We start from the raw sequence: 21,285 nt of genomic DNA, 5'->3' as shown, positions 1-21,285 counted from the left end.
GTGACAGCCGTGACAGCATCGACCGACCGCAAGTGGTGGGCATTTACCGGGGTCAGCCTCATCAGCTTCCTCGGCTGCATCGACCTCACCATCGTCAATACCGCCGCCCCGCAGATCCAGGCCGATCTCGGCGCCTCCGTGACCGACCTCCAGCTCATCGTCAACATGTTCATCGTCGCCCTGTCGATGTTCATGGTGACGATGGGGCGGCTGGCTGACGCCTACGGCCGGCGTCGCGTCCTCTACACCGGAACCGTCGTCTTCGCCCTGGCCTCCCTCGGCGCCGGACTCGCCCCGGACACCGGCTGGCTCATCGCCTTCCGGTTCCTCCAAGGCGCCGCGGGAGCCGTTCTCTACACCTCCACGGGCGCCATCGTCCAGAACGCCTTCCCCCAGTCGCAGCGCGGCCGGGCCATCGGCGCCCTCTACGGCGTCAACGGCCTGGGCCTGGCCGTCGGCCCGCTGCTCGGCGGAGTCATCGTCTCCTCCGTCGGCTGGCACTGGGTGTTCTGGCTGAACGTGCCCCTCATCGCCGTCGCCCTGGCCCTGTGCTCCTTCAGCGTCAAGGAGTCCCGCGACCAGGACGCGCCCGGCCTGGACCGGCCCGGCCTCGTGCTCATCAGCCTGGGCATCCCCGCCGTGGTCCTCGCCTTCACCCTGGGCGACCACTGGGGCTGGTCCAGCGCCCGCACCCTGGGCCTGCTGGCATTCGCGGCGGCCTCGCTCATCGCCTTCCACGCCGTCGAGCGCCGCGTGGCCGTCCCCATCATCGACTTCCGGCTCTTCCGTCACCGCGCCTTCCTCGGCGCCATCGTCTCCGACTTCGCCCTGGCCTGCTTCTACGCCACCGTGCTGTTCTTGCTGCCCCTCTACCTCAGTGACGTACGGGGCTACGGCGGTTACGCCACCGGTGCACTGCTGCTGCCGTGCACCGCCGTCATGGCGGCGCTGTCCCCCGGCGTCGGCCGGCTGACCGACCGCTACGGCCCCAGGAAGCTCCTGGCCATCGGCTTCGCCGCGTTCACGGTCTCGGCCCTGCTGCTCGCGCGGATCGCCCCCGACACCTCCATCGGATACCTCGCCCTCGCGCTGGTGGCCATGGGTCTCGGCTGGGCGTTCATCCTCGGCCCCGCCACCGTCTCCGCGCTGTCCTCCGTGCCCGAGCGGCAGGCGGGGCTCGCCGTCGGCTCCTCCTGGACCTTCCACAACCTCGGCGGAGCCATCGGCCTGGCGGCCGCCATCAACCTCTACCGCCTTCGGAGCGAACGCACCCTGAACGCCGAACTCGCCGAACGCCACGCGCCCACCGGCTCCTGGACACAGTCCGTCGTCGGTGAACCGGAACACGCCACGGCGCTGCTCCGGCAGCACACCTCCCTCAGCGGAGCGGAGATCGACGAGATCTACGGCCGGGTCTTCTCCCACGGCATGCAGAGCGCCATGTGGATGGTGGCCGGCACGTCGCTGGCCGCCCTCGCCGTCCTCGGCCTGCTCGGCCTCTCGGCCCGCCGGTCCACGGCCACCGCCTGCGAGGTGACGGCCGACAACGAGCTCGCCCGGTAAGGCACCGGCGGGCGCACACCCGGACTCTTCCGTCGGCCGGCCCCGGGCAAGGGCCGGCCGACCTGGCCCGGGAACGTCCCCGCCCGGCCGGGCTACCCGCGCAGGAAACCGTCCCCGTGGGTGGCGATGTGGGCTTCCAAAGCACTGAGTGCTTGCTGCGTGGCGTCCATTCCGCCTGACCCGCGCTTTTCTGCGTAGTAGGCCGCGCCGAGCTTCTTCAGCAGGTCGTTACCGGCTCGTTGTGCCTGTACGTCCTCCACCTTCTCCTTGCCCTGGGCGAGGGCCTGCTGGGCCTGTTCCTTGGCCCGGTCGAGGAATCCGGCCATGTCAACCTCCTTGATCGGTAACCGAGCGGTTACCCCGATCCGGTCGGACATAATTCGAACTGGGACCGGTCTTCCCGTTTCGGCGGACCCGAAGGCGGCCTCCGGCCGACCACAGGCTCCGTCCGACCACGCCGGTGCGCAGCTGCGCAGGTGCGCAGGTGCACACGGCCTAGAACTCCCATGTCGCGTGGCTGAGCATCCAGAAAAAGCCCACCACGCCGCAGATCACCAGGCCGAGCGTCGCCAGGCACGCTCCGGTCGCGGCTCCGGCCCCGGCGTGTTTCCTGCGAGCGCTCGCGACGATCCCTCCCAGCGACGCCCCCGCCAAGGGCCCGCCGAAAACGAGGAGGGACGCCACCGCGAACTGGACGTTGTCGTCATGGTTGCGCTGCCAGTCGGATCCCGACGGGTGCTGGACCGCGTCGAGAGCCTTCGACCACACCCACAAACAGGGGGTCAGGAAGAGCGCTGTCAGGACGAGCATGTACAGGATCAGGATTCCTCTGTCCCGTCGGCTGGGCGTGGCGCCGGTGTTGTCGGTCATGACACTCACCCTTGACGAGGCATCCGCGGTTGCCAATCCGCTCACCTACTCAGATGCCCGACGGCCCACGGCCCCACGGCCCGCCCCTTACCGTCATCACGCGAGGTCCGCGAGGATCGCGGCCAAAGGGGCCGGGTCGGCGGGCCCCAGGTGCGGGGCGGGCAGGGAGTGGACGTCGAACCGGTTGCGGGGTGTCGCCGCATCGGCCTCCTTGACCATCCGGTCCTGGAGGGCCGGCGGGATGCTGCGGTCGAGGGTGAAGCGCACGTAGCTGCGGGGGACGCGGCCCCAGGTTGCCGGATGGCCGCGGGCGTCGTCGTGGATGAGCGAGGCCGATTCATCCGGTTCGAAGGCGTTGAGGGCGTTGCGGAAGGCCGCGTCGTCGTAGTCCGCCGCGAAGGCGGCCTTCGTCTTGGCGAGGAAGCCGGGGTCCGCCGAACGCCAGTTGTTACGGAGGACACCGGTCCGCCCGGGGTCGCCCACGCTCGGAATGGTGGGGAGCAAGCTCGTCCGCCCCTCCGGGAGCAGGAAGCAGTCGAGGATGGTGCGTATCCGGACGCAGCAGAACGCCGACAGGTAGACCAGCCGCGCTATCGCGTCCGGCACCTGATTGCCCACCCTCGTGATCGTGGCCCCTCCCATGCTGTGACCGACCAGGATGACCGGCCCTTGCCGTGCGATGCGGCGTACGACGCCCACGACGTGGCGGGCGTTGTCCTCCAGGGTCGCCCCGGAGAGAACCGGCGACGGGGCGGTTGCGAACGCGTCCAGGTCCTGCGGCGCCTGGTAGGCGAGCGGAAAATTCGCCTGTGCTCCATGACCGGGGAGGTCCACGGCGAGCGCACGGTGACCTTGGAGGGCGAGTGCGGCGATCAGCGGGGCGAAGGCGTAGGCGTTGCTGTTGGCGCCGTGGACGAGGAGGAAGGTCGGCTGTTTCCGGGGCGCGCCCTCGCCTCTCCCCGCGCGCGTGCCGAGCAGACCGCCCGCGGCGGCCCCCGTACCGGCAGCGGCGACCACGGCCCCGGCGCTGCGTAAGAGGCGTCGTCGGCCGACCCCAGGGGCATGAGTGTTTTCCCGAGGCATCTTGCAATTCCCTCCGTCGCTCGACGCAATGGTTCCGATACGTTCGTATCGATACGAACGTATCACCTAGGCTCGGGGGTATGCCCAGACAGGTGGATTACGACAGCCGGCGGCGTCAGATCGTGGCGGCGGCCTTCGCCCTCATCAGCGAGCGAGGGCTGGAAGGCGTGACCATGCGCGACGTCGCGGCCCGGGCCGGCGTCTCGGTCGGAGCCGTGCAGCGGTGCTTCCCCGGCAAGGAAGAGATGATGGTCTCCGTCGTGGAGGACATGAACGAGCGGGTCAGCGCGCGCGTGCAGGGCCGGATCGCCGGCTCCGCCGACCCGGATGCGGCCGCGACGATGCTGGAGCACACTCTCGCCGGCATCATGCCGCACGACGAGCCGACCTCGGCGGAGACCCGGGTCTGGCTCGCCTTCGCCGCGCACGCCGCCGTCACCCCCGCCCTGGCGGCCGTCCAGCGCAAGCAGTACGAGGGGCTGGTGGAGCTCATCGCCCTGCTGCTCCGCACCGCACAGGCTTCCGGAGAGATCCGCTCCGACGCCGATGCCGACCAGGAGGCGGGCGCCCTGATCGCCCTCACCGACGGGCTCAGCATGCAGATCCTGATGGGCCGCCACACTCCGGCTTCGGCCCTGGAGACGCTGAACCACCGCCTCGCCGCACTCCGGGCCGCCACATGAGCCGGGCGTGTGCGGCGCAGCGAGCGCACGGCCCCACGGAAGCCGGTCTTGACGGCGATCCGGTCGCAGGCACCTGCCGCGCTTACCCCGCGGAGGTGACGGAGGTCTTCCTGCGGGCCCGATAGGCGGCGGCCTTGAGCTTGTTGCCGCAGGACTCCATGCCGCACCACTGTCGCCTGCCGCCGCGCGAGCGGTCGATGTAGACACGAGTGCACTCGGGGTTGCCGCACTCCTTGAGCAGGGGTACGTCCGGGCCGCTCAGGAGTTCCACGGCGTGCCGGGCGACGGTGGACAGCGCTTCTCGCTGCGTTGCCGCCGTCCAGCGGCCGGAGCGGGTCAGCTGCGGGGCAGCGGGAGCCCTGCGGGCCGCGTCGTTGACCGCGGCCAGCGCTTCGTCGCCGAAGTCCGCGCCGAGGCGCCGGGCCGTGATCAGCTGGTAGACGGCCTCCCGCAGGGTGGTCGCCCGCACCACGTCGGCCTGCCGGGCGGGCGAGACGGAGTCGACGATGCCGGACTCCACGTACCACGCGTCCAGGCGGTCCGGTGCCGCGAACATCTCGAATCGCGCCGTGCGCCGCGCCCGGAGCGTGGCCGCGAAGTCCAGCGCCGGGTTGCCGCACACGAAGACATGATCCAGATTCACGTCACCATCCTGACGGGTGACGATGGCGCCCGCAAGGGTCGCCGGCCGTCAGCGCCTCATGCGTGCGGTGCTCCCGTCTCCGTCAGTTCGCCGTCGGCGACCCGCAGCCACCGGTCGACGCCGATCCGTTCGAGGAAGCGCTCGTCGTGGCTGACCACCACGAACGCGCCGCGGTAGCACTTCAGGGCGCTCTCCAGCTGGCTCGCGCCGACCAGGTCGAGGTTGTTCGTGGGCTCGTCCAGCAGCAACAGCTGCGGGGCCGGTTCGGCGCACAGGACGCAGGCCAGGGTGGCGCGCAGGCGTTCGCCGCCGGAGAGCACGCGCACGGGCAGGTGTGCGCGGGGGCCGCGGAACAGGAAGCGTGCGAGCAGGTTCATGCGTTCCGCCTCCGGCCGGTGCGGGGCGAACACCGCGAAGTTCTCGGCCACGGTGCGGTCGGGGTCGAGCAGGTCCAGGCGCTGCGAGAGGGAGGCGATCCGCCCGTCGGCACGCTTGACGGTGCCGTCGTCCAGGGCGAGTTCACCGGTGATCAGCCGGAGCAGGGTGGTCTTGCCCGCGCCGTTGGGGCCGGTGAGCGCGATGCGTTCGGGGCCGCGGATCGCGAGGTCGGCTCCGTCTCCCGCGAACAGGTTCCGTTCGCCGTGCCGGATCTGCATCCGCTCGCCCAGGAAGACGGTGCGTCCGGCCGGGACGTCGGTGTCGGGCAGTTCCAGGGTGAGCCGCTGCTCGTCGCGCAGGGCGCGTCCCGCTTCGTCGAGCCGGGCCTGTGCCTCGTGGAGGCGGGTGGCGTGCATCTGGCCCGCCCGGCCCGCGGATTCCTGGGCACCGCGCTTCATGTTCCCGGCGAAGATGCGCGGCAGGCCGGCGTTCTTGAGGTTGCGGGCGGCGTTGCTCGCGCGGCGCTCGGCCCGTTCGCGGGCCTGCTGCATCTCGCGCTTCTCCCGCTTCAGCTCCTGTTCGGCGTTGCGTACGTTCTTCTCCGCGACGTCCTGCTCGGCCCGTACGGCCTGCTCGTACTGGGTGAAGTTGCCTCCGTAGAGGCGCAGTTCGCCGCGGTCGAGTTCGGCGATGCGCTCCATGCGGTCCAGCAGGGCCCGGTCGTGGCTCACGAGCAGCAGGCTGCCGTTCCAGTCCGAGAGCACGTCGTAGAGCTTGTGGCGGGCTTCGAGGTCGAGGTTGTTGGTCGGTTCGTCCAGCAGCAGGACGTCGGGCCGCTTGAGCAGCTGCGCCGCCAGTCCGAGGCTGACGATCTGGCCGCCGCTGAGCGTGCCCAGGGTCCGGTCGAGGGCGAGGTGGGCGAGGCCGAGCCGGTCGAGTTGGGCGCGGGTGCGTTCCTCGATGTCCCAGTCGTCGCCGATGACGGTGAAGTGCTCCTCGCTCACGTCGCCGGACTCGACGGCGTCGATGGCGCGGATCACGGCGTCGACGCCGAGGACCTCGGCCACCGTCGGCTCGCCGGTCAAGGGAAGGGTCTGCGGGAGGTAGCCGATCGTGCCGTTCACGGTCAACGACCCTGCTGCCGGTCGCAATTCACCGGCGATCAGCTTCAGCAGGGTGCTCTTGCCGGAGCCGTTGGGCGCCACGAGGCCCGTACGTCCGGCGCCGACGGTGAAGGACAGGCCGTCGAAGACCGGGGTGTCGTCGGGCCAGGAGAAGGACAGCTGGGAGCAGATGACGGAAGCGTCGGACATGGTGATGACCTCGTGAGGGAAAGAGGCACGCGCCATTCCACAAGGGATCAGGGAAACGGGGAAACCGCTGTGCGGAAGCCGCCGCGTGGAGGGCACTGCGCCTGAGACAGGGCAAGAGGGGACGACGAGATGACCACGACGGCGGCACTGCCAAGGGTGCGCTTACCGGTGGTCGATCAGATCCGGGTATCACCCGGAGATGTCGTCGTCACCCGCCATGTCAGGACTCCTCTGCGAAGGATCACTATCTCGATCACCGTATCAGGCTCCTTGCGGTAACCCGAAGCCTTTTCCTCCGCCGTCGCCGGCGTGAGGGCTCGTGGCCCCCGGCCCGCCCGGCGGAGGAGGGCACGTCAGAGCACCAGGTCCCACGCCAGGCAGGAGAGGAGGTGCCCCGCCCCTTCGGGGGTGCGGCCGTCCCGCGCCGGGTCCCTCGGCGCGGCTTCCTTCACCTCGACCATGTCCTCGTAGGCGATCCGCTCGGGCAGCGCGCCGAAGCGTGCCTGGCGCGCTGCCGAGCTGCTGTCCTGTGGGTTGCGGTTCTGTGGGTTGCTTTCCTGTGGGTTGCGGTTCTGTGGGTTGCGGTCGTTCATCGTTCAGTCTCCCGTTCCGTCAGAGGCGGATCGCGTCGAGGACGGCTCGGGCGAACGCCTCGGGTGCCTCCTGCGGCGTGTTGTGGCCGATGCCCTTCAGGGTGCGGTGGTCGTACGGGCCCGCGAATCTGTCCCGGTACGCGGACCCGTCGCCCGGAACGGTGAACGGGTCGCGCTCGGCGTCGAGCGTCACCGTCGGCACGGTGACGACCGGCCGGGCGGCGAGTCGCTTCTCGTACGGCTCGTAGCGCCGTTCGCCCTCGGCGAGGCTGAGCCGCCAGCGGTAGTTGTGGATGACGATGGGGGCGTAGTCCGGATTCTCGAAGGCGGCGGCCGTGCGCTCGAAGGTGGCGTCGTCGAAGTTCCACGTCGGGGAGACGGTGTTCCAGACCAGCCGCGTCAGGTCGTGCCGCTTGCCCCTGTCCTCCATGGCCATCCGGCCCCGCTCCGTGGCGAAGTAGTACTGGTACCACCAGGCGTGCTCGGTCGCCGGCGCCAGCGGCCGGAGGTTGGCCTCGAGGTTGACGGTGAGATAACCGCCCACCGACACCAAGGCCCGGCAGCGTCCGGGCCACAATGCCGCGATGATGCCGGCGGTCCGTGCCCCCCAGTCGAATCCGGCGAGCACGGCCTGCTCCAGCCCCAGCGCGTCCATCAGGGCGATGGTGTCGAGGGCGATGGCCGACTGCTGCCCGTTCCTGAAGGTCCGCGGCGAGACGAAGCGCGTCGTGCCGTGGCCGCGCAGATAGGGAACGATCACCCGGTGGCCCTCCGCCGCCAGCAGGGGCGCGACGTCGACGAAGCTGTGGATGTCGTACGGCCAGCCGTGCAGGCAGATGACCGGTGTCCCGTGGGCCGGCCCCATTTCGGCGTAGCCGATCTCGAGCAGACCGGCCCTGACCTTCTTGAGCGGCGGGAACGCAGTGCCTTCGGCAGTGCGTTCGGCAGTGCGTTCACGGAAACCGGCCGCACTCGCCGGGGCCGAGGCGTGAGCCGGTGCCGGCGATCCCGCCACTGTTGCGGCCACAGCGCCACCGGCCCCCAGGCCAAGGGCCTTGCCGAACATACGCCTGTTGATCACGTGAAGCCCTCCGTGCGTCTCGAAGTGCCGGCCTGCGAACGCTCCGCGCCTCGCAGGAGATCTCACACGCACGCCGGTCCCGAGGACCGCCGTTTTGGGCGTGCCGGATGACTGTGACACAGCATGCGTCACCGGTCAAACAGGTGACGCGCTTCAAGTCGCCGCACATCAGGGGTGTTTGGGTAACCAGGCTGTTCCGGTCGGCGCAGCCACCCGGGGTGAAGGTCCGCGAACTGGCGATTCACCAGTTCGGGTGATCGCGGCTGATCCGCCACTGCTAACCGCGAGGCAGGCGTACCCTCTTTCGCCCGGCCGGTTCCGGCGCCTCCGCGCAGGGCTCCTGCGGCTGCTGCCTGTGACATCCTCGGTGACGTGACGAGCGAGCCTGTCGAGGACGAGGAGTCCGGCGTCGTACCCGACGTCGTAGCGCTGGCCAAGGTGGTGGCCGCCTTACGCGCCGAGAACGAGCGCCTGCACCACCGGGCGTCCACGGCGGCCGTGCTGGAGCGCGCCAAGGGCGTGCTGATGGCGCGGTCGGGCTGCTCGGGCGCAGAAGCGCACGAGGAGCTGGCCCGGCGGGCGCGGGCCGACGGCCGCACGGTGACCGAGGAGTGCTGGATCGTCCTCGGTGACCTCCCGCAGACGGGCCCCCCGCCCTCCCCCGCCGTCCGGGGGGCCTTCGGCCCTCGCGGTCCGGTACCCGCCGCCGGGCGGCCCGGGCAGGTGCCGGAGCCTCGCGCGGAGCCGTGCGCGCCCGCCCGTCCCGCGCTCCTCGGCAGCCTCAGCACGGCGCTCGCCGGCGCCGCCTGCCTGCAGGACGTCGCGGAACGGCTGCTGGACCACCTGGCCGGGCCGCCGGTCCGGGCCGACGCCGTCCTCCTCTTCTCGCGCACCGTGCACGACGCCCTGGAGCTCGCCGGGCACGCCGGCGCCGGCGCCGCGGTCGCCGCTCAATGGCGGTCCGTGCCGCCCGTCGACGGCATCGCCCCGCTCGACGCCTTCCGCCGCGGCGAAGCCATCTGGCTGGAGGACCCGGCACGGGACGCGCAGCGCTACCACCTGATAGGACAGCCGCCGCAGAAGTGGCTCACCCGCGCCTGGCTCCCGGTCAGCACCGGCGGCAGGGTCACCGCGGTCCTGGGCGTCCTGCGCACGGTGGACGCCCCCTTCGGCGAAGACGTGCGCGAGCTGCTGCAGTCGGTCGCCCGGCTGTGCGCCGGGAGCCTTCGTACCGGGGAGATGTGCGCGGGGCCGCTTCTGCTGAACGGACGGCGCGGGCCGTCCGGTGGACCCGGGGTGTCCGGCGTCCCGGGAAGGTCCGGCGTCTCGGGGACGTCCGGCCCGTCAGGGGCTTCAGGGGCCTCAGGAGCCTCCGAGTGGTCCGCACCGGCCGGACAGCCGGTGCAGCCCGGGTGCCCGGGAGGGTCCGCAGCCGACGCGGCCGCACTCGTCCAGGCCGTCTTCGACGCCCTGCCGGGCCCGGCCGTCCTCCTCGCTCCCCTGCGGTCGCCGGCGGGTGACGTCGAGGACTTCCGCATCGACGCCGCCGCGCCGCACTCCGTCGACGTCGCAGGCCGGCGCGGCCGCCGCCTGGTGGGGCTGCGGGTCCTGGAGTGCTACCCCACCGTGGCCGGCGCCGACGCCTGGCGGGGCTACCTGCGGACGCTCAGCACAGGGACGCCGTACGAGAGCGAGCCCTTCACCTACGAGGAGGTCGTCGCCGGCCTGCGGCAGCGCTCCACCTACTCCGTCCGCGCGGTGAAACTCGGTGACGCCCTCGTGGTCACCTGGGTGGGCCACGACGACGTCGCCCGGCAGCAGGCCCTCCTGGCCGACCTGCAGCGACTCGGCAACCTCGGCTGGACGGACTGGAACCTCGTCACCGGCGCCATCAACTGGTCGCCCCAGGTCTACGCCGTCCTCGACCGCGACCCGGAGCTGGGCCCGCTGCCCCTGGAGGCCTTCCCCGGGGACGTCCTGCCCGAGGACGCCCCTGACTTCACCCGCGCGATCCGGGAACTCCTCGGCGCCGGCACCCCCGTCGACCACCCGGTCCGGATCACGACGCGGGGCGGTGTCCGGCACCTGCGGGTCGTCGCCGAAGCCGTGCCGGACGCCCACGGCACCCCTGTCGAAGTGCACGGTTTCGTCCAGAACCTCACGGCGCAGCGCACCGCCGAACTGGCCCTGACCGAGACCCGGCAGGCCGTCCTGGCGCAGCGCAACGTGCTGCAGGCGGAGCGGACGGTCGCCGCCCGCCTGCAGCACGCCCTGCTGCCGCTGCCCGGGCAGTCGCTGAACCTGGCCGGTCTGCGCGTCGACGTCGCCTACCTCCCCTCCCACGACGACCTCAACGTGGGCGGCGACTGGTACAGCGCCCTCGAAATGCCCGGCGACGGCGGCGTGCTCTTCGCGGTCGGCGACGTGGCGGGGCACGGCATCGACGCGGTCGCCACCATGGCCCAGCTGCGCTTCACGGCCAAGGGCATGGTCGTCACCGGTTCGTCGCTCACCGGCGCGCTGCACCGTCTCAACACCCTGCTCCTGCACACGCGCGACCACCACGCGACCGCCACCCTGGTGCTCGGCCGCTACGACCCCGCCGACCGCTGTCTGACCTGGGTCCACGCGGGTCATCTACCGCCCCTGCTCGTACGCCGGGGAAAGGCGGAGTTCCTCTCCCCGCCCGAGGGCATACTGCTCGGCGCCACGCTGCGGCCCTCCTTCGAGGAGGCCGTGTGCCGGATCGCGCCCGGCGACCACCTGCTGCTGTACACCGACGGCCTGGTCGAACGCCCCCGAGAGCACTTGGACGAGGGGCTCGACCGCCTCGCCCGCGCCGCCGAGACCGAACTGGCCGCGGACGGCCCCGGCTCCCTCGACACCTTGCTGGCCCGCCTCCTCCCGGACGACCAGCGCGACGACGTGTGCGTCCTCGACATTCACCTGCCCCCGTCAGCCTGACGAGCGATCTTCGCCGGGGGGGGCGGCTTCGACTGTCACCGCGGCGCCGGAACCGGGAGGGCTCCGGAGACGGGAGGGCTCCGGAAGCGGGAGGGCTCAGGACGTGCAGACCGCGACCAGTTCGGCGGCCTCCTCCACGATCGACCGGGCGAGCACGTCCAGGTCGGGTACGGCGACGGCGTCGGCGAGCAGGCCGTAGCAGACACGGTCCTCGTAGGTGGTGATGCCCACCGCCAGGGACTGCCCGGGTGCGAGCGGGGCCAGGGGGTAGGCCTCGCGGACGGGGCTGTCCGCCAGCGTGAGGCCGTGGGCGCCGCGCAGCGGGACGCTGGAGATGAGCAGGTCGTAGAAGAGGCGGCCCGAGCGGGCGATCAGGCCGCCGCCGAAGCGGTGGCCGAGGGGCGGAATGGCGTCGGCGAGCAGCGCCGCGGCGCCCGGCCCGCCGGCGGGGCCCGCCTGCTTGTTGCGCTCCATGGCCTCGCGCACCGCGTGCAGGCGGGCGAGGGGCTCCGCCTGATCGACGGGGAGGCGGATCAGGTAGCCGGAGAGCCGGTTGCCGGCGGCGCCGGGTTCGTTCGGGTCGCGCAGCGACACGGGGACGAGGGCTCTGGGCTGTACGCCGTCGCTGCCGTCGCCGCGCTTGTCGAGCCAGCGCCGCAGGCCACCCGCGACCACGGCGAGGAGGACGTCGTTGACGGTGCCGCCCGTGGCCTCGCGGACGCGGTGCACGTCCCGCAGGTCGACGACCGCACCGTCGGCGCGGCGAGCGCCGGTGGCGCGGGAGGTGAGAGCGGGCGAGGAGCGCACGCCCCAGGCGGCGCGGGCCATCGCCGAGCCGATCGACAGGGCCTGTCCGGCGTCGGCGACGGCGTCGCGCACCAGGCCGGGCAGTTCGCGCGGATCGGGCAGGCGCAGGGCGGAGCCGGCCTCCTGCGGCCGGGGCGCGACACCGGCCGGGGCGAGTGCTCCGTCGACGGCGGCGGGGTCCAGGAGCGACAGGACGTACGACGCGGCGCGCATGCCGTCCGCGTGGGCGTGGTGGAAGGTGAACAGGACGGCGAAGGACGTGCCCTCCGCGGCGGGGAGCACATGGGCGGCCCACGGAGGCCGTCCCCGCTCCAGCGGCTGCTGCATCAGGGCCCCGGCGGCGACGTGGAAGTCCCGTACGGGTTCGGTGAGATGTACGTGGTCCGACGGGTCGTAGCCGGGGGCGACATGACGGGCGGCACCGCCGAGGGGCAGCAGGACGGGGCGGATGCGGGTGTTCAGGCCCGGTATGCGGGCGGCGCGGGCCTTGAGCAGCCCGGCGGCGCGCCGGGCGGCGTCCGGGGTGTCGGCGTCGAAGACGACGAGCCCGCCCATGTGCAGGGGATGGCCGGAGGACTCGATGTTCCAGAAGGCGAGGTCGAGCGGAGTGAGTAGTTCGGGGGCCACTTCAGAGGTCACGGGGTCTCCGAGGTCACGGGGAACGGGAGCGCTCGCGCGTCGCGTGGGCCGGGGCCGGGACAGCGCTGCTGAACGTAAGCGATCCGAAGTCAATCCCCGTTGGTCAACTACAGTCAAGTGCGGCCATGTCACGCAACGTTAAGGATGACCGGATTTCATCATCGCGCCAGGGCCCGGGACCGGGACCGGGGAGCAGCTCCCGGGTGGGGGGTCAGTGGTGGGCGTGGACGACGGCGTGGCCCTTGCCGCGGCCGATCATCCACTTGTTGACCGGGGTGGTGATCAGGAACGCGACGGCGAAGCCGCCCAGCAGCGCACTCCAGAACAGCCCGTCCGACAGGTGAGCGTCCATCGCGCCCGGGACGAGAACGATGATGACGTTGTCGACCAGCTCCATCACGGCGATCGAGACCGTGTCGGCGGCCAGCGCGACCTTGATCGCGGACTTGACGTCCAGGCCGGCGCGGCGCACGGCGAACAGCGTGAAGGAGTAGCCGAACAGGAACGCCAGGGCGATCGCCAGCACCATCGTCTCGACGTTGCCCCACATCAGCGCCGTGCCGATGACCATGCCGAGGATCTCACCGAGGGCGCATCCGGTCAGGCAGTGCAGGGTCGCCTTCGCCGCCGTACCCCAGGACGTGCCCCACGACGTGCCCCCGTGCGGCCCGCCGCCGACGGGCGCGGTGTGATCCATGGCCGTCATCCCCGTTCCGTCCCGCACAGGCCCGCTCTCAGTGGGCCACACCAACCAGCCTATGCCCCTGAGGGGTATTACGTCGGGGGCGCGGGGACCGCCGCTGGTTTCCGTGCCCGTCATACCGGCGGCGGTCACGACGCATTCGCCGTCAGGCCTCGTGGACGATCCGGCCGTCGAAGACCGTCATGGCCACCGGCACACCGGCGATCTCGTCCGGGGGCGTGGTGCGCAGGTTGCCGCCGAGGACGCACAGGTCGGCCACCTTGCCCACGCTCACCGACCCCTTCCAGCTCTCGGCGAAGTCCTGCCAGGCACCGGCGGTGGTGTAGGCGGCCAGTGCCTGTTCCAGGGTCAGGCGCTGTTCGGGGCCGTGCACGTCGCCGCACGCACCGCGCCGGGTCACCAGGGCCTGCACGCCGGCGCGCCAGTCCGGGGCGTTCACCGGAGCGTCCGAACTGCCCAGGAGCGGCACGCCGGCATCCACCGCCGAGCGCCACGGCAGGAAGGCGTCGCCGGCCGGTCCCTGTGCCGCCCGGTGGATCGCGTTGGCCCAGCTCTGTGCCTGCGGCCCGAGGCCGATCCGGTGCCTGGCCATCGTGGGCAGGAGGCTCGCGGGGACGAAAGCGCCGTGCATCGCGATGTGCCGGGCATCGGCTCGCGGGTGGCGGCGCAGGGCGGCGGTGAAAGCGTCCACGACGGTGGGCACCCAGCGGTAGCAGTGCACCCCCACCTGGTAGCCGGCGGCATGAGCGATACGGACCATTTCGGTGAGTTCGGCGGCCCGCTCCTCGTGGGTGTTCCCGGCGACCAGCAGGTCACCGCCGCTGTCGGAGAACAACTTGACCCCGCGCACGGCGAACCGGCGGGCGTCGACACCGGTCGGCGGCGTGAATTCCCGAAGCGCCCTGTCGACCGCTGCGGCGGATCCACCGGACTGGGAGCAGGGCAGGAACAGCGCGCTCACCCGTGCGTCGAGGGTTCCGGAGCGGGCCAGGTCCACGTAGGCGTTGAGGGTCTCGATGCCCTGGGTGCCACCGCCGAGTCCGTCACCGCCGGGTCCGAGTCCCGGGTCGGTGAAGCTGGTGATGCCCTCCGCCCGCAGGCGGGTGAGCGCGTCCTGGATCGCCTGCTTGCGCTGCTCCCGGCTGCGGGGCGGGAGCAGCAGCTGGACCAGTGCCTGCCCTCCGTAGCGCAGTACGCCTGTGGGTCGCCCGTCGGCGTCGTAGTCGACGCCGGGCTTTCCGGTGCCGTCCGGCCCGATGTCGGTGATCCCGGCGAGTGCCAGGGCGCGGGAGTTGACCGCGCTGACGTGATAGCCGCTGTCCTGGAGGAACACCGGGTGGTCCGGCGAGACGCGGTCGAGGTCGTCGCGGTTCGGCTCGCGCTTCTCGGCCAGCCGTCCGGGATTCCACCCGGCGCCCCGGATCCACTCCCCCGCCGGGGTGCGTCCGGCCTCGGCCGCCACGGCGGCGACGATGTCGGCGACGGACTTCGCCGCGGCCGGGCCGAGATCCAGCGCGTACGGCGGGAGGTTCAGCCGGTACACCGCTGCGTGCAGGTGGGTGTCGTTGATGCCGGGCATCAGCGTCCGGCCCCGCAAGTCGACCGTCTCGGTGCCTCTGCCGGCGAATGCCCGGGCGCCGGTGTCCGAGCCCACGTAGACGACCGTGCCCGCCCGGACGGCGACGGCCGTCGCTCGCGGGCGGCCCTGGTCCATCGTGATCACATCACCGTTGTGGAGCACCAGGTCCGCCGCGCCCCGTCCGGACGCGGCGGCCTGTCCCGTACCGCCGAGCAGCGAAGTGGCCGCGGCGGCTCCTAACAGCCGGCCGACGCCTCGCCGGGACATCGTCGCTGTCAGGCGCTTGTCAGATATGGACACGGCAAATCCTTCCGATTCGTGTTCATGGAACCGGAAGAAACGTTAGGCCGACACCGCGGGCCGGTCACCGCTTCCCATAGGCAAGGCGGAGATTCTGCAGGCCACGGTCGGCGCGGAGCAGCGTGAACCCGTCGTCCAAGGTACGGAGGGCGGTGAGCGCGGACGTGCGGCGGCGACGGGACGTCAGGGGACGCCACAGGAACAGCACGAGTTGCCCTCCCGGACGCAGCACGCGCCCGGCTTCCGCCAGCGCCGAGCGCTTGTCGGACATCTCCTCAAGGCTGTAGCTGTACAGCAGCGCGTCGAGGCTCGCGGAGGCGAAAGGCAGGGCGTGCCCGTCCCCGGCCACATGGACGGTCGTGGCACCCGGTCCAGCACGGCGTCGGGCACGAGGATCGTGGGCCGCGGGGTCCAGGGCGACCAGGAGGCCGCCCGGGCCGAGGCGGGCGGCGAGGGCCGCGGTGTAGAAGCCGCCGCCGCTGCCGATCTCGGCACAGCGCATGCCGGGGACGGGGGCGATCCAGCGGACGTCACGGGACGGACTGTCGCCCAGGGCGGCTCTGACAAGACGGTGGCTGATGAAGGCATAACAACAGGCTGGGGTCCTGGGCATGCAGGATCCCTCCCCCGCGCCGACGGCCGCCGAACAGCCGGGCGGCCGAACGCGTCAACGGACGGCCGCCGGGCCGCGCCGGCCCCGGGCGGTGAGCGCGCCGTGGTTCGGCCGCGTCGCTGACCCGGGAGCCGAGGTCGATTGTCAGTGGTGGGTGAGAAGGTGAGAGCACCTAGTCGGAAAGAGGGGGAACGGCCATGTCCGGAATCCAGAACTACATCAATCACGTTGCTCTCGTGCTGGATGCCAGCTCGTCCATGTCGGGCCTGAGCCGCAAGGTCGTCGAAGTCGCCGACCAGCAGATCGCCTATCTGGCCCGCCGGTCGAAGGAACTGGACCAGGAGACCCGCGTCACGGTGTACGTCTTTGCGGACAAGGTGGAGTGCGTCATTTACGACAAGGACGTGCTGCGCATGCCGTCCCTGAAGCAGTTGTACCGGGTCGGGGGAATGACGGCTCTGCTGGCGGCCACCCTGAAGTCGCAGCGGGAGCTGGCGCAGACGGCTCAGCTGTACGGCGACCACAGCTTCCTGACGTTCGTGCTGACCGACGGCCAGGAGAACGCAAGTCATCGCTGCCCGGATGCCCCCACCAGGAACCAGGGCGAACTGGTCAAGGCCGTGGCCAAGATGATCGAGACGCAGGAGGACAACTGGACTCTGGCCGTTCTCGTGCCGGACCAAATGGGCAAGCGCGAGGCCATGCAGTGCGGTTTCCCCAAGGACAACGTGGCCATCTGGGACGCCACGAGCACACAGGGCCTGGAAGAAGCCGGGCAGGTCATCCAGCAGGCCACCGAGAAATTCATGATCGGCCGTACTCAGGGCATCCGGGGATCGCGAGCCGTCTTTTCCATGGGTGCGGATACGGTCAACGAGGACACCATCAAGGCGGCCGGCCTCACTCCGGTGAATCCCTCGGAATACCAGTTGATTCCCGTGGCACGTGAAGCGGCCATCCGGGACTGGGTCGTCGAATGCGGCCACACTTACCGTACGGGCTGTGCGTTCTATCAGCTGAGCAAGTCGGAGAAGATCCAGGCACGGAAGCAGATCGCGGTCCTGGAGAAGAAGACGGACCGGGTGTACACGGGGCCGGAGGCCCGGTCCCTGCTCGGCCTGCCGGACATGGAAATCCGCGTCAAGCCGGACCACAACGACGACTTCACCATCTTCGTGCAGAGCACGAGCGTGAACCGGAAGCTGGTTCCGAACACGCGGCTGCTCCTGATGAACTGAGGCCCTGAAGGCTTCAGCCCAGGTGAAGCTCCGTGCACGCCGGCCCGTGCTGCGTGTTGGCTTCGCACTCGCCCGCTTCGGACGCGTCGGGATCGGCTGCGGAAATCGCCACCACGGATGTCCCTGCCGGAGGCGAGAGCGGGATGTCGATCTGCTGGAAGATCTTTCCCTGGTCGTCCGGCCGCAGCACGCTCCAGTAGAGGTCCCCTGCCTTCGCAGGGGGCTGAGGACTCACGGACACCTCGATGTGCGACCACTTCCGTACCCCGTCAGCGCGGACGGTGAAGTGCAGTCTGGTGCCGGAGCGAGGGCCTTCGAGCCTGACGTCGGTGATGGTCGGGCGCCCATTGCCCCCTGCGGCCTGGGCGGCACCGACGACGGCGATACTCAGGGAAGCCATGTAGAAGATCACGCCGAGGACGAGCACGCCCGTCTCCGCCGGAAGTTCCCCTGATCAGACCAGACACCTGCCCAGGCGGTTCACCGGCGTGCTGCCTTCGCCTTCTCACCACGCGGTGTGAGGGGAGCCAGCACCGTGGGCTGCACCGCACCGGCCGCCGAGCCGTGCAGGAGTTCGGTCACCCGATCGTCCAGCAGCGGATCCTCGGTGCCGACGACGATCCGGGCGGGTGACAGGCCGGAACGGCAGGTCGGCCGCCCGGAACGCGCCGGTGATGCCGTGCCGGTCGCGCAGGCGGAGCAGCGTCACGACGCTCAGGTGGGCGCCGGCCGATTCGCCCCCGATCAGCAGCCGCCGGGTACCGAACTCGGCTTCGGCGTGGTCCGCCGGCCACCGGGCGGCCGCTTCGCAGGTGAGTCGTCTCGCACTCAGGCGGCGGTTCCGTTGCGTGCCACGATCCGGTACGCGTTGGAGAGGCGCGTCCGGCGGAGGAGCGGGGCGAGCAGTTGCTCCGCTCCGTACACGCCGGCCAGCAAGGGGACCGCCGACCAGAAGATGGCCGTACGGGCCTTGCGCTGGAGGCCGCTGGGTGGGACGGCGTGCCAGGGATCGTCCGCGGGCGGCAGGGCGTGGGCGAGGGCGAGGACCGCGGCGCCGGTGATGTCGAACGGGATGTGCGGCTCGTGCCGTTCGACGGCGACGACGGTGTAGCCGAGTGCTTCCAGTTCGCGGCGGAGGTTGGCGATCGGGATGAGGTGCAGGTGCTGGGGCTGGAAGTACGGCATCCACCAGCGGCCCAGGATTGCGCTCGACAGGCACTCGGGGTCCGGCACCTCGATGATCAGATGGCCGCCGGGGGCGAGAACCGTGCGGGCGGCGGTCAGTTCCGCGCGCGGGTCGGTGGTGTGCTCCAGGTAGTGGAACATGCTCGCCGCGTCGTACCTGCCCTCCAGCTTGGGGGCGAGGTCGGTGAGGAGACCGCGGTGCGCCTCGGCGATCCGGCCCTGGCGCTTGCCCTCGTCGGCTCCTTCGCTGACGTCGAGGCCGTCGAAGACGGTGGCCGGATGAACCGTTTTGGCCATCTGGGGGAAGTGGCCGTGCCCGGTGCCGACGTCCAGCCAGCGACGGGGCGCGCCGAACGGCAGGAGGGCGCGGGCACTGGCGAGGTAGCGCTTGCGATTGCCCTTGCCGTCGAAGACCCATGCGGCCAGCGCGGCTCCCAGGCCGTCGTAGAAGTCCCGGTAGTAGAAGTCCAGTCCCTCGGGCGTGAGCTGCGGGTTCTGGAAGGAGTGGGAGCAGTCGCGGCACTGGTCGATTACGAAGGTGCCGGGTTTGTGCTGGAGCAGGTCGACGGTGCGCAGCCGGGTCCGCAGGCGGGAGGAGTCGCACCAGGGGCACGTGGTGCGCTTCGGCGCGTGGAAGCGTTCCGTGCCGAGGGCGAGTTCGCGCTGGTAGTCGACGCGGAGCCGGGCGACCTCCTGGATGCGGTTCATGGTGTTCCTGGTTCTCCCTGTCGTGTGGGGGTGGCGAAGTCTTCGAGGTGCGTGACGGCCGCTGCGGCGCCTCCCGCGGCACGGAAGGACTCCTGGATGCGGCGGGCGGCCGCGCCGTACCGGGGGTCGGTGAGCACACCGTCCAGCGCGGCGCCGATGGTGCGGTGGTCGCTGCGGCCGAACCGGACCCGGATCCCGGCGCCCGCCGTGGTGAGCTGTGCGGCGATCACGGGCTGGTCGTCGCGGATGGGGGCGGCGACCAGGGGGACCCCGTGCAGCAGGGACTCCGCGACGGTGTTGTGCCCGGCGTGGCAGACGACCGCCGACGCCCTGGGCAGCAGGGCGAGTTGCGGTACGCGCCGCACGGCCAGCACGGTGTCGTCCGAGGTGCCGTCGAGCGCCCCGCCCGGGTCGGCGACGACGGCCTGGAGGTGCGGTGACCGCTCCCGTACGGCCGCCGCGCACTCGGTGAGGAAGCGGCCGCCGAGCTCGGTGTTGGCGGTGCCGAGGGAGACCAGCACGGTGCGCCGGCCCGGGTCCAGCCGCTCCCAGGGGAACGGCGCGGCGCCGGGTCGCTGCGCGAGGGCGGGCCCTACGAAGCGGGTCTGCGGGGGCACGGCGCACTCCCCCGTCAGGGCGGTGGTCGTGAAGGCGAGGACGAGGCCGGGCGAGAAGCGGGGGTCGTGGGTGCACGCCGGGTCGCCGAGTGCGTCCCGCAGCCCGGCCAGCAGTCCCCGGATCCACTCCTCCACCTTCGGCATTCCGGCGAGCGCGCCGGAGAACTCGGCGGAGGTGGTGGCGGAGGTCGCACAGGGGATGCCGAGCCGTTCGGCCGTCAGGGCCCCCGCGAGCGCCTGCTGGTCGGCGACGATCACGTCCGGGTGGAAGGCGGCGACGGCTCGTTCCACGCCGGGCGCCATCGCCGTGGCGAGCGGGGTGAGGAAGTCCTCCCACAGGAAGCGCAGTGCCGCCACGCCCCGGAGCCCGGGCGGTCGGTGCAGGTCGTGGGGTGCCGCGCAAGGGTGGACTTCGGCGTCGGGTCCTGCCAGTTCCCCGAGGAGTCCGGGGTGCCCGGCCCAGGCGACGCGGTGTCCGCGGCGGGTGAGTTCGGCGGCCACCGCGACGGCGGGGTTGACGTGCCCGACGAGCGGCGGCACGACGAAGAGGAATCGCCTCGGGGGCCTCGGGGGCCTCGGACGCCTCATACGCGGACGGCCTTCGCACGGTCGCCGCCCCGGTCCGGAGCCCGCTCCCGATCCCGCTCCCGATCCCGGTCCCGATCGCGATCCCCGTCCCGGTGCCCCGCCCGGATCCAGTCGAGCATGAGCGTCCCGACGGTCCGCGGGTCGCCCACGAGGACGGAGTGGCCGTGGCCGGCCACCTGATGGGTGCGGCAGTTGGGGAGCAGGGCCTCCAGCCGGGGCGCCGTGGCCGCGAGGTCGGAGGTGTTGCCGTACACCGCGAGGACGGGCACGTCGAGGTCCCGCCAGCGCTCCTCGGCGGGGATCCGGCTGGCCGCGATGTCGGCGGCGATCGTCGTCTCCTGCAGCAGCGGGCGGGCCCGGCGGACCAGCCGGGCCGAGTGCCGGCCGTAGTTCCCCTCGATCCAGGGCAGGGCCCGCCCGTCACGGAGTCTGCTCGCCGAGCCCGCGAGGAGGGTGCTCATCTTCGCGGCCCAGGCCGCGGTGGGCGGCTCGGACTCCACGACGAGGAGGCCGGCGACCCGGTCGGGGTGGCGCAGGGCGTAGTCGAAGGCGACGGTGCCCCCGAAGGAGTTCCCGATCAGGTGGACCGGCCCGGTCGTGCCGAGGCCGTCGACGAGGGCGGCGAGGTCGCCGGTGAAGTCCTCCAGCCGGTAGCCGCTGCCGGGCCGTTCGCTGCGGCCGTGGCCGCGCTGGTCGTACATCACCACGTCGTGTCCGGCCTCGGCGAGCGCCGGGGCCACGGTGAAGTAGTAGCTGGTCAGGTTGTCCGTGGCGATGCCGTGGACCAGGACGGCGGTGTCGCCGCCGGACGGTCCGATACGGGCCACGTTGAGGCGCGGGCGGCGGGCCGTCGTCACCCCAGACGCCCTGCGATGTAGTGGACCAGCTGCCCGGCGGAGAGTTCGATGATCTCGGTGAGTTCGAGGGAGGCGAAGAAGGCCGGGAAGTCGACACGGTCGCCGTAGCGGCGTCCGAGTTCGGCGGTGAGGGTGACCAGGTCGATGGACTCCAGGTCGAGGTCCTCGACGAAGCGGGTGTCCATGGTGACGGGCGTGTCCTCGAGGGCGATCTCGGGGAGTACGGCGTGCAGGGCCTCGGTGAGCTCGGCAAGGACGGCGGGGACGGCGGGGATGGCGG

Annotated in this window: 21 protein-coding genes; 4 read left to right on the top strand and 17 right to left on the bottom strand. The window is 71.6% G+C overall.

Annotated elements, in window-relative coordinates:
- Nucleotides 1–9: 9 nt before the first annotated feature.
- Nucleotides 10–1,563: an MFS transporter gene (locus tag ACSNOG_RS20660; RefSeq protein WP_436754153.1), complete on the top strand. Its 1,554-nt coding sequence runs from the start codon at nucleotides 10–12 to the stop codon at nucleotides 1,561–1,563.
- A 92-nt stretch (nucleotides 1,564–1,655) separates the two neighbouring features.
- Here the strand turns inward: ACSNOG_RS20660 and ACSNOG_RS20655 are convergent, their stop codons facing one another.
- The 3 genes from ACSNOG_RS20655 to ACSNOG_RS20645 form a co-directional block, all read right to left on the bottom strand.
- Entirely contained in the window at nucleotides 1,656–1,889 is a 234-nt protein-coding gene (locus ACSNOG_RS20655; RefSeq protein WP_436754152.1) for a hypothetical protein, read from the bottom strand.
- A gap of 169 nt (nucleotides 1,890–2,058) precedes the next feature.
- Nucleotides 2,059–2,433, bottom strand: coding sequence for a hypothetical protein (locus ACSNOG_RS20650; protein WP_436754151.1), 375 nt, complete (start codon nucleotides 2,431–2,433; stop codon nucleotides 2,059–2,061).
- Nucleotides 2,434–2,529: 96 nt separating this feature from the next.
- On the bottom strand, nucleotides 2,530–3,450 hold the full coding sequence (locus ACSNOG_RS20645) for an alpha/beta hydrolase (protein WP_436754150.1): 921 nt from the start codon (nucleotides 3,448–3,450) through the stop codon (nucleotides 2,530–2,532).
- A gap of 146 nt (nucleotides 3,451–3,596) precedes the next feature.
- Between ACSNOG_RS20645 and ACSNOG_RS20640 the strand changes: the two genes are divergently transcribed.
- Entirely contained in the window at nucleotides 3,597–4,199 is a 603-nt protein-coding gene (locus tag ACSNOG_RS20640) for a TetR/AcrR family transcriptional regulator (RefSeq protein ID WP_436754149.1), read from the top strand.
- 82 nt (nucleotides 4,200–4,281) lie between these two features.
- On the opposite strand, the gene ACSNOG_RS20635 is transcribed toward ACSNOG_RS20640, so the two are convergent.
- The 4 genes from ACSNOG_RS20635 to ACSNOG_RS20620 all read right to left on the bottom strand — a co-directional run bounded on the left by ACSNOG_RS20635 (nucleotide 4,282) and on the right by ACSNOG_RS20620 (nucleotide 8,207).
- A complete protein-coding gene (locus tag ACSNOG_RS20635; RefSeq protein ID WP_436754148.1) occupies nucleotides 4,282–4,842 on the bottom strand; it encodes a CGNR zinc finger domain-containing protein in 561 nt (186 codons plus the stop codon).
- 56 nt (nucleotides 4,843–4,898) lie between these two features.
- The gene (gene abc-f, locus ACSNOG_RS20630) at nucleotides 4,899–6,533 is read right to left on the bottom strand and encodes a ribosomal protection-like ABC-F family protein (protein WP_436754147.1); all 1,635 of its coding nucleotides are present in this window, start codon (nucleotides 6,531–6,533) and stop codon (nucleotides 4,899–4,901) included.
- Between the two features lie 353 nt (nucleotides 6,534–6,886).
- A complete protein-coding gene (locus ACSNOG_RS20625) occupies nucleotides 6,887–7,126 on the bottom strand; it encodes a hypothetical protein (RefSeq protein ID WP_436754146.1) in 240 nt (79 codons plus the stop codon).
- Nucleotides 7,127–7,145: 19 nt separating this feature from the next.
- Entirely contained in the window at nucleotides 7,146–8,207 is a 1,062-nt protein-coding gene (locus ACSNOG_RS20620) for an alpha/beta fold hydrolase (protein ID WP_436754145.1), read from the bottom strand.
- A 372-nt stretch (nucleotides 8,208–8,579) separates the two neighbouring features.
- Here ACSNOG_RS20620 and ACSNOG_RS20615 point away from each other — a divergent pair, with 372 nt between their 5' ends.
- Entirely contained in the window at nucleotides 8,580–11,171 is a 2,592-nt protein-coding gene (locus ACSNOG_RS20615) for a SpoIIE family protein phosphatase (RefSeq protein WP_436754144.1), read from the top strand.
- 96 nt (nucleotides 11,172–11,267) lie between these two features.
- On the opposite strand, the gene ACSNOG_RS20610 is transcribed toward ACSNOG_RS20615, so the two are convergent.
- From ACSNOG_RS20610 to ACSNOG_RS20595, 4 genes are all read right to left on the bottom strand, one after another.
- Complete coding sequence (locus tag ACSNOG_RS20610) at nucleotides 11,268–12,605, bottom strand: wax ester/triacylglycerol synthase family O-acyltransferase (protein ID WP_436754162.1); 1,338 nt, start codon at nucleotides 12,603–12,605, stop codon at nucleotides 11,268–11,270.
- Nucleotides 12,606–12,828: 223 nt separating this feature from the next.
- Nucleotides 12,829–13,323, bottom strand: a complete 495-nt coding sequence (locus ACSNOG_RS20605) for a DUF4396 domain-containing protein (protein ID WP_436754143.1) — start codon at nucleotides 13,321–13,323, stop codon at nucleotides 12,829–12,831.
- Nucleotides 13,324–13,465: 142 nt separating this feature from the next.
- Nucleotides 13,466–15,199, bottom strand: coding sequence for an amidohydrolase (locus ACSNOG_RS20600; RefSeq protein ID WP_436754142.1), 1,734 nt, complete (start codon nucleotides 15,197–15,199; stop codon nucleotides 13,466–13,468).
- Between the two features lie 64 nt (nucleotides 15,200–15,263).
- On the bottom strand, nucleotides 15,264–15,701 hold the full coding sequence (locus ACSNOG_RS20595; RefSeq protein WP_436754141.1) for a class I SAM-dependent methyltransferase: 438 nt from the start codon (nucleotides 15,699–15,701) through the stop codon (nucleotides 15,264–15,266).
- A 308-nt stretch (nucleotides 15,702–16,009) separates the two neighbouring features.
- On the opposite strand from ACSNOG_RS20595, the gene ACSNOG_RS20590 reads away from it, so the two are divergent.
- Nucleotides 16,010–17,050 (top strand): VWA domain-containing protein, encoded by a 1,041-nt coding sequence (locus tag ACSNOG_RS20590; RefSeq protein WP_436754140.1) that lies wholly within the window; start codon nucleotides 16,010–16,012, stop codon nucleotides 17,048–17,050.
- Between the two features lie 13 nt (nucleotides 17,051–17,063).
- Here the strand turns inward: ACSNOG_RS20590 and ACSNOG_RS20585 are convergent, their stop codons facing one another.
- The 6 genes from ACSNOG_RS20585 to ACSNOG_RS20560 form a co-directional block, all read right to left on the bottom strand.
- Entirely contained in the window at nucleotides 17,064–17,477 is a 414-nt protein-coding gene (locus tag ACSNOG_RS20585; RefSeq protein WP_436754139.1) for a hypothetical protein, read from the bottom strand.
- A 78-nt stretch (nucleotides 17,478–17,555) separates the two neighbouring features.
- Nucleotides 17,556–17,882, bottom strand: a complete 327-nt coding sequence (locus tag ACSNOG_RS20580; protein WP_436754161.1) for an alpha/beta hydrolase fold domain-containing protein — start codon at nucleotides 17,880–17,882, stop codon at nucleotides 17,556–17,558.
- Nucleotides 17,879–18,943, bottom strand: a complete 1,065-nt coding sequence (locus ACSNOG_RS20575; protein ID WP_436754138.1) for a class I SAM-dependent methyltransferase — start codon at nucleotides 18,941–18,943, stop codon at nucleotides 17,879–17,881. The genes ACSNOG_RS20580 and ACSNOG_RS20575 overlap by 4 nt, the downstream gene beginning before the upstream one ends.
- Nucleotides 18,940–20,148 carry a glycosyltransferase gene (locus tag ACSNOG_RS20570; protein WP_436754137.1) on the bottom strand — a complete coding sequence of 403 codons (1,209 nt, stop codon included), beginning with the start codon at nucleotides 20,146–20,148 and terminating at the stop codon, nucleotides 18,940–18,942. Before ACSNOG_RS20570 ends, ACSNOG_RS20575 begins: the two co-directional genes overlap by 4 nt.
- Complete coding sequence (locus tag ACSNOG_RS20565; RefSeq protein WP_436754136.1) at nucleotides 20,145–21,005, bottom strand: alpha/beta fold hydrolase; 861 nt, start codon at nucleotides 21,003–21,005, stop codon at nucleotides 20,145–20,147. Before ACSNOG_RS20565 ends, ACSNOG_RS20570 begins: the two co-directional genes overlap by 4 nt.
- Nucleotides 21,002–21,285 (bottom strand): phosphopantetheine-binding protein (locus ACSNOG_RS20560; RefSeq protein WP_436754135.1); only part of this gene is annotated, 284 nt, incomplete at its 5' end. The genes ACSNOG_RS20560 and ACSNOG_RS20565, both read right to left, overlap by 4 nt.

Source organism: Streptomyces sp. URMC 124, assembly GCF_051386455.1.
Classification (GTDB): Bacteria; Actinomycetota; Actinomycetes; order Streptomycetales; family Streptomycetaceae; genus Streptomyces.
This window is presented reverse-complemented; position numbering and strand designations above follow the sequence as displayed.

Excerpts from the sequence above, each read along its gene's own strand:
- ACSNOG_RS20655 (WP_436754152.1), bottom strand. The coding sequence starts at position 1,889 with ATGGCCGGATTCCTCGACCGGGCCAAGGAACAGGCCCAGCAGGCCCTC.
- ACSNOG_RS20650 (WP_436754151.1), bottom strand. The coding sequence starts at position 2,433 with ATGACCGACAACACCGGCGCCACGCCCAGCCGACGGGACAGAGGAATC.
- ACSNOG_RS20640 (WP_436754149.1), top strand. The coding sequence starts at position 3,597 with ATGCCCAGACAGGTGGATTACGACAGCCGGCGGCGTCAGATCGTGGCG.
- abc-f (WP_436754147.1), bottom strand. The coding sequence starts at position 6,533 with ATGTCCGACGCTTCCGTCATCTGCTCCCAGCTGTCCTTCTCCTGGCCC.
- ACSNOG_RS20625 (WP_436754146.1), bottom strand. The coding sequence starts at position 7,126 with ATGAACGACCGCAACCCACAGAACCGCAACCCACAGGAAAGCAACCCA.
- ACSNOG_RS20605 (WP_436754143.1), bottom strand. The coding sequence starts at position 13,323 with ATGACGGCCATGGATCACACCGCGCCCGTCGGCGGCGGGCCGCACGGG.
- ACSNOG_RS20595 (WP_436754141.1), bottom strand. The coding sequence starts at position 15,701 with ATGCGCTGTGCCGAGATCGGCAGCGGCGGCGGCTTCTACACCGCGGCC.
- ACSNOG_RS20590 (WP_436754140.1), top strand. The coding sequence starts at position 16,010 with ATGTCCGGAATCCAGAACTACATCAATCACGTTGCTCTCGTGCTGGAT.
- ACSNOG_RS20575 (WP_436754138.1), bottom strand. The coding sequence starts at position 18,943 with ATGAACCGCATCCAGGAGGTCGCCCGGCTCCGCGTCGACTACCAGCGC.
- ACSNOG_RS20570 (WP_436754137.1), bottom strand. The coding sequence starts at position 20,148 with ATGAGGCGTCCGAGGCCCCCGAGGCCCCCGAGGCGATTCCTCTTCGTC.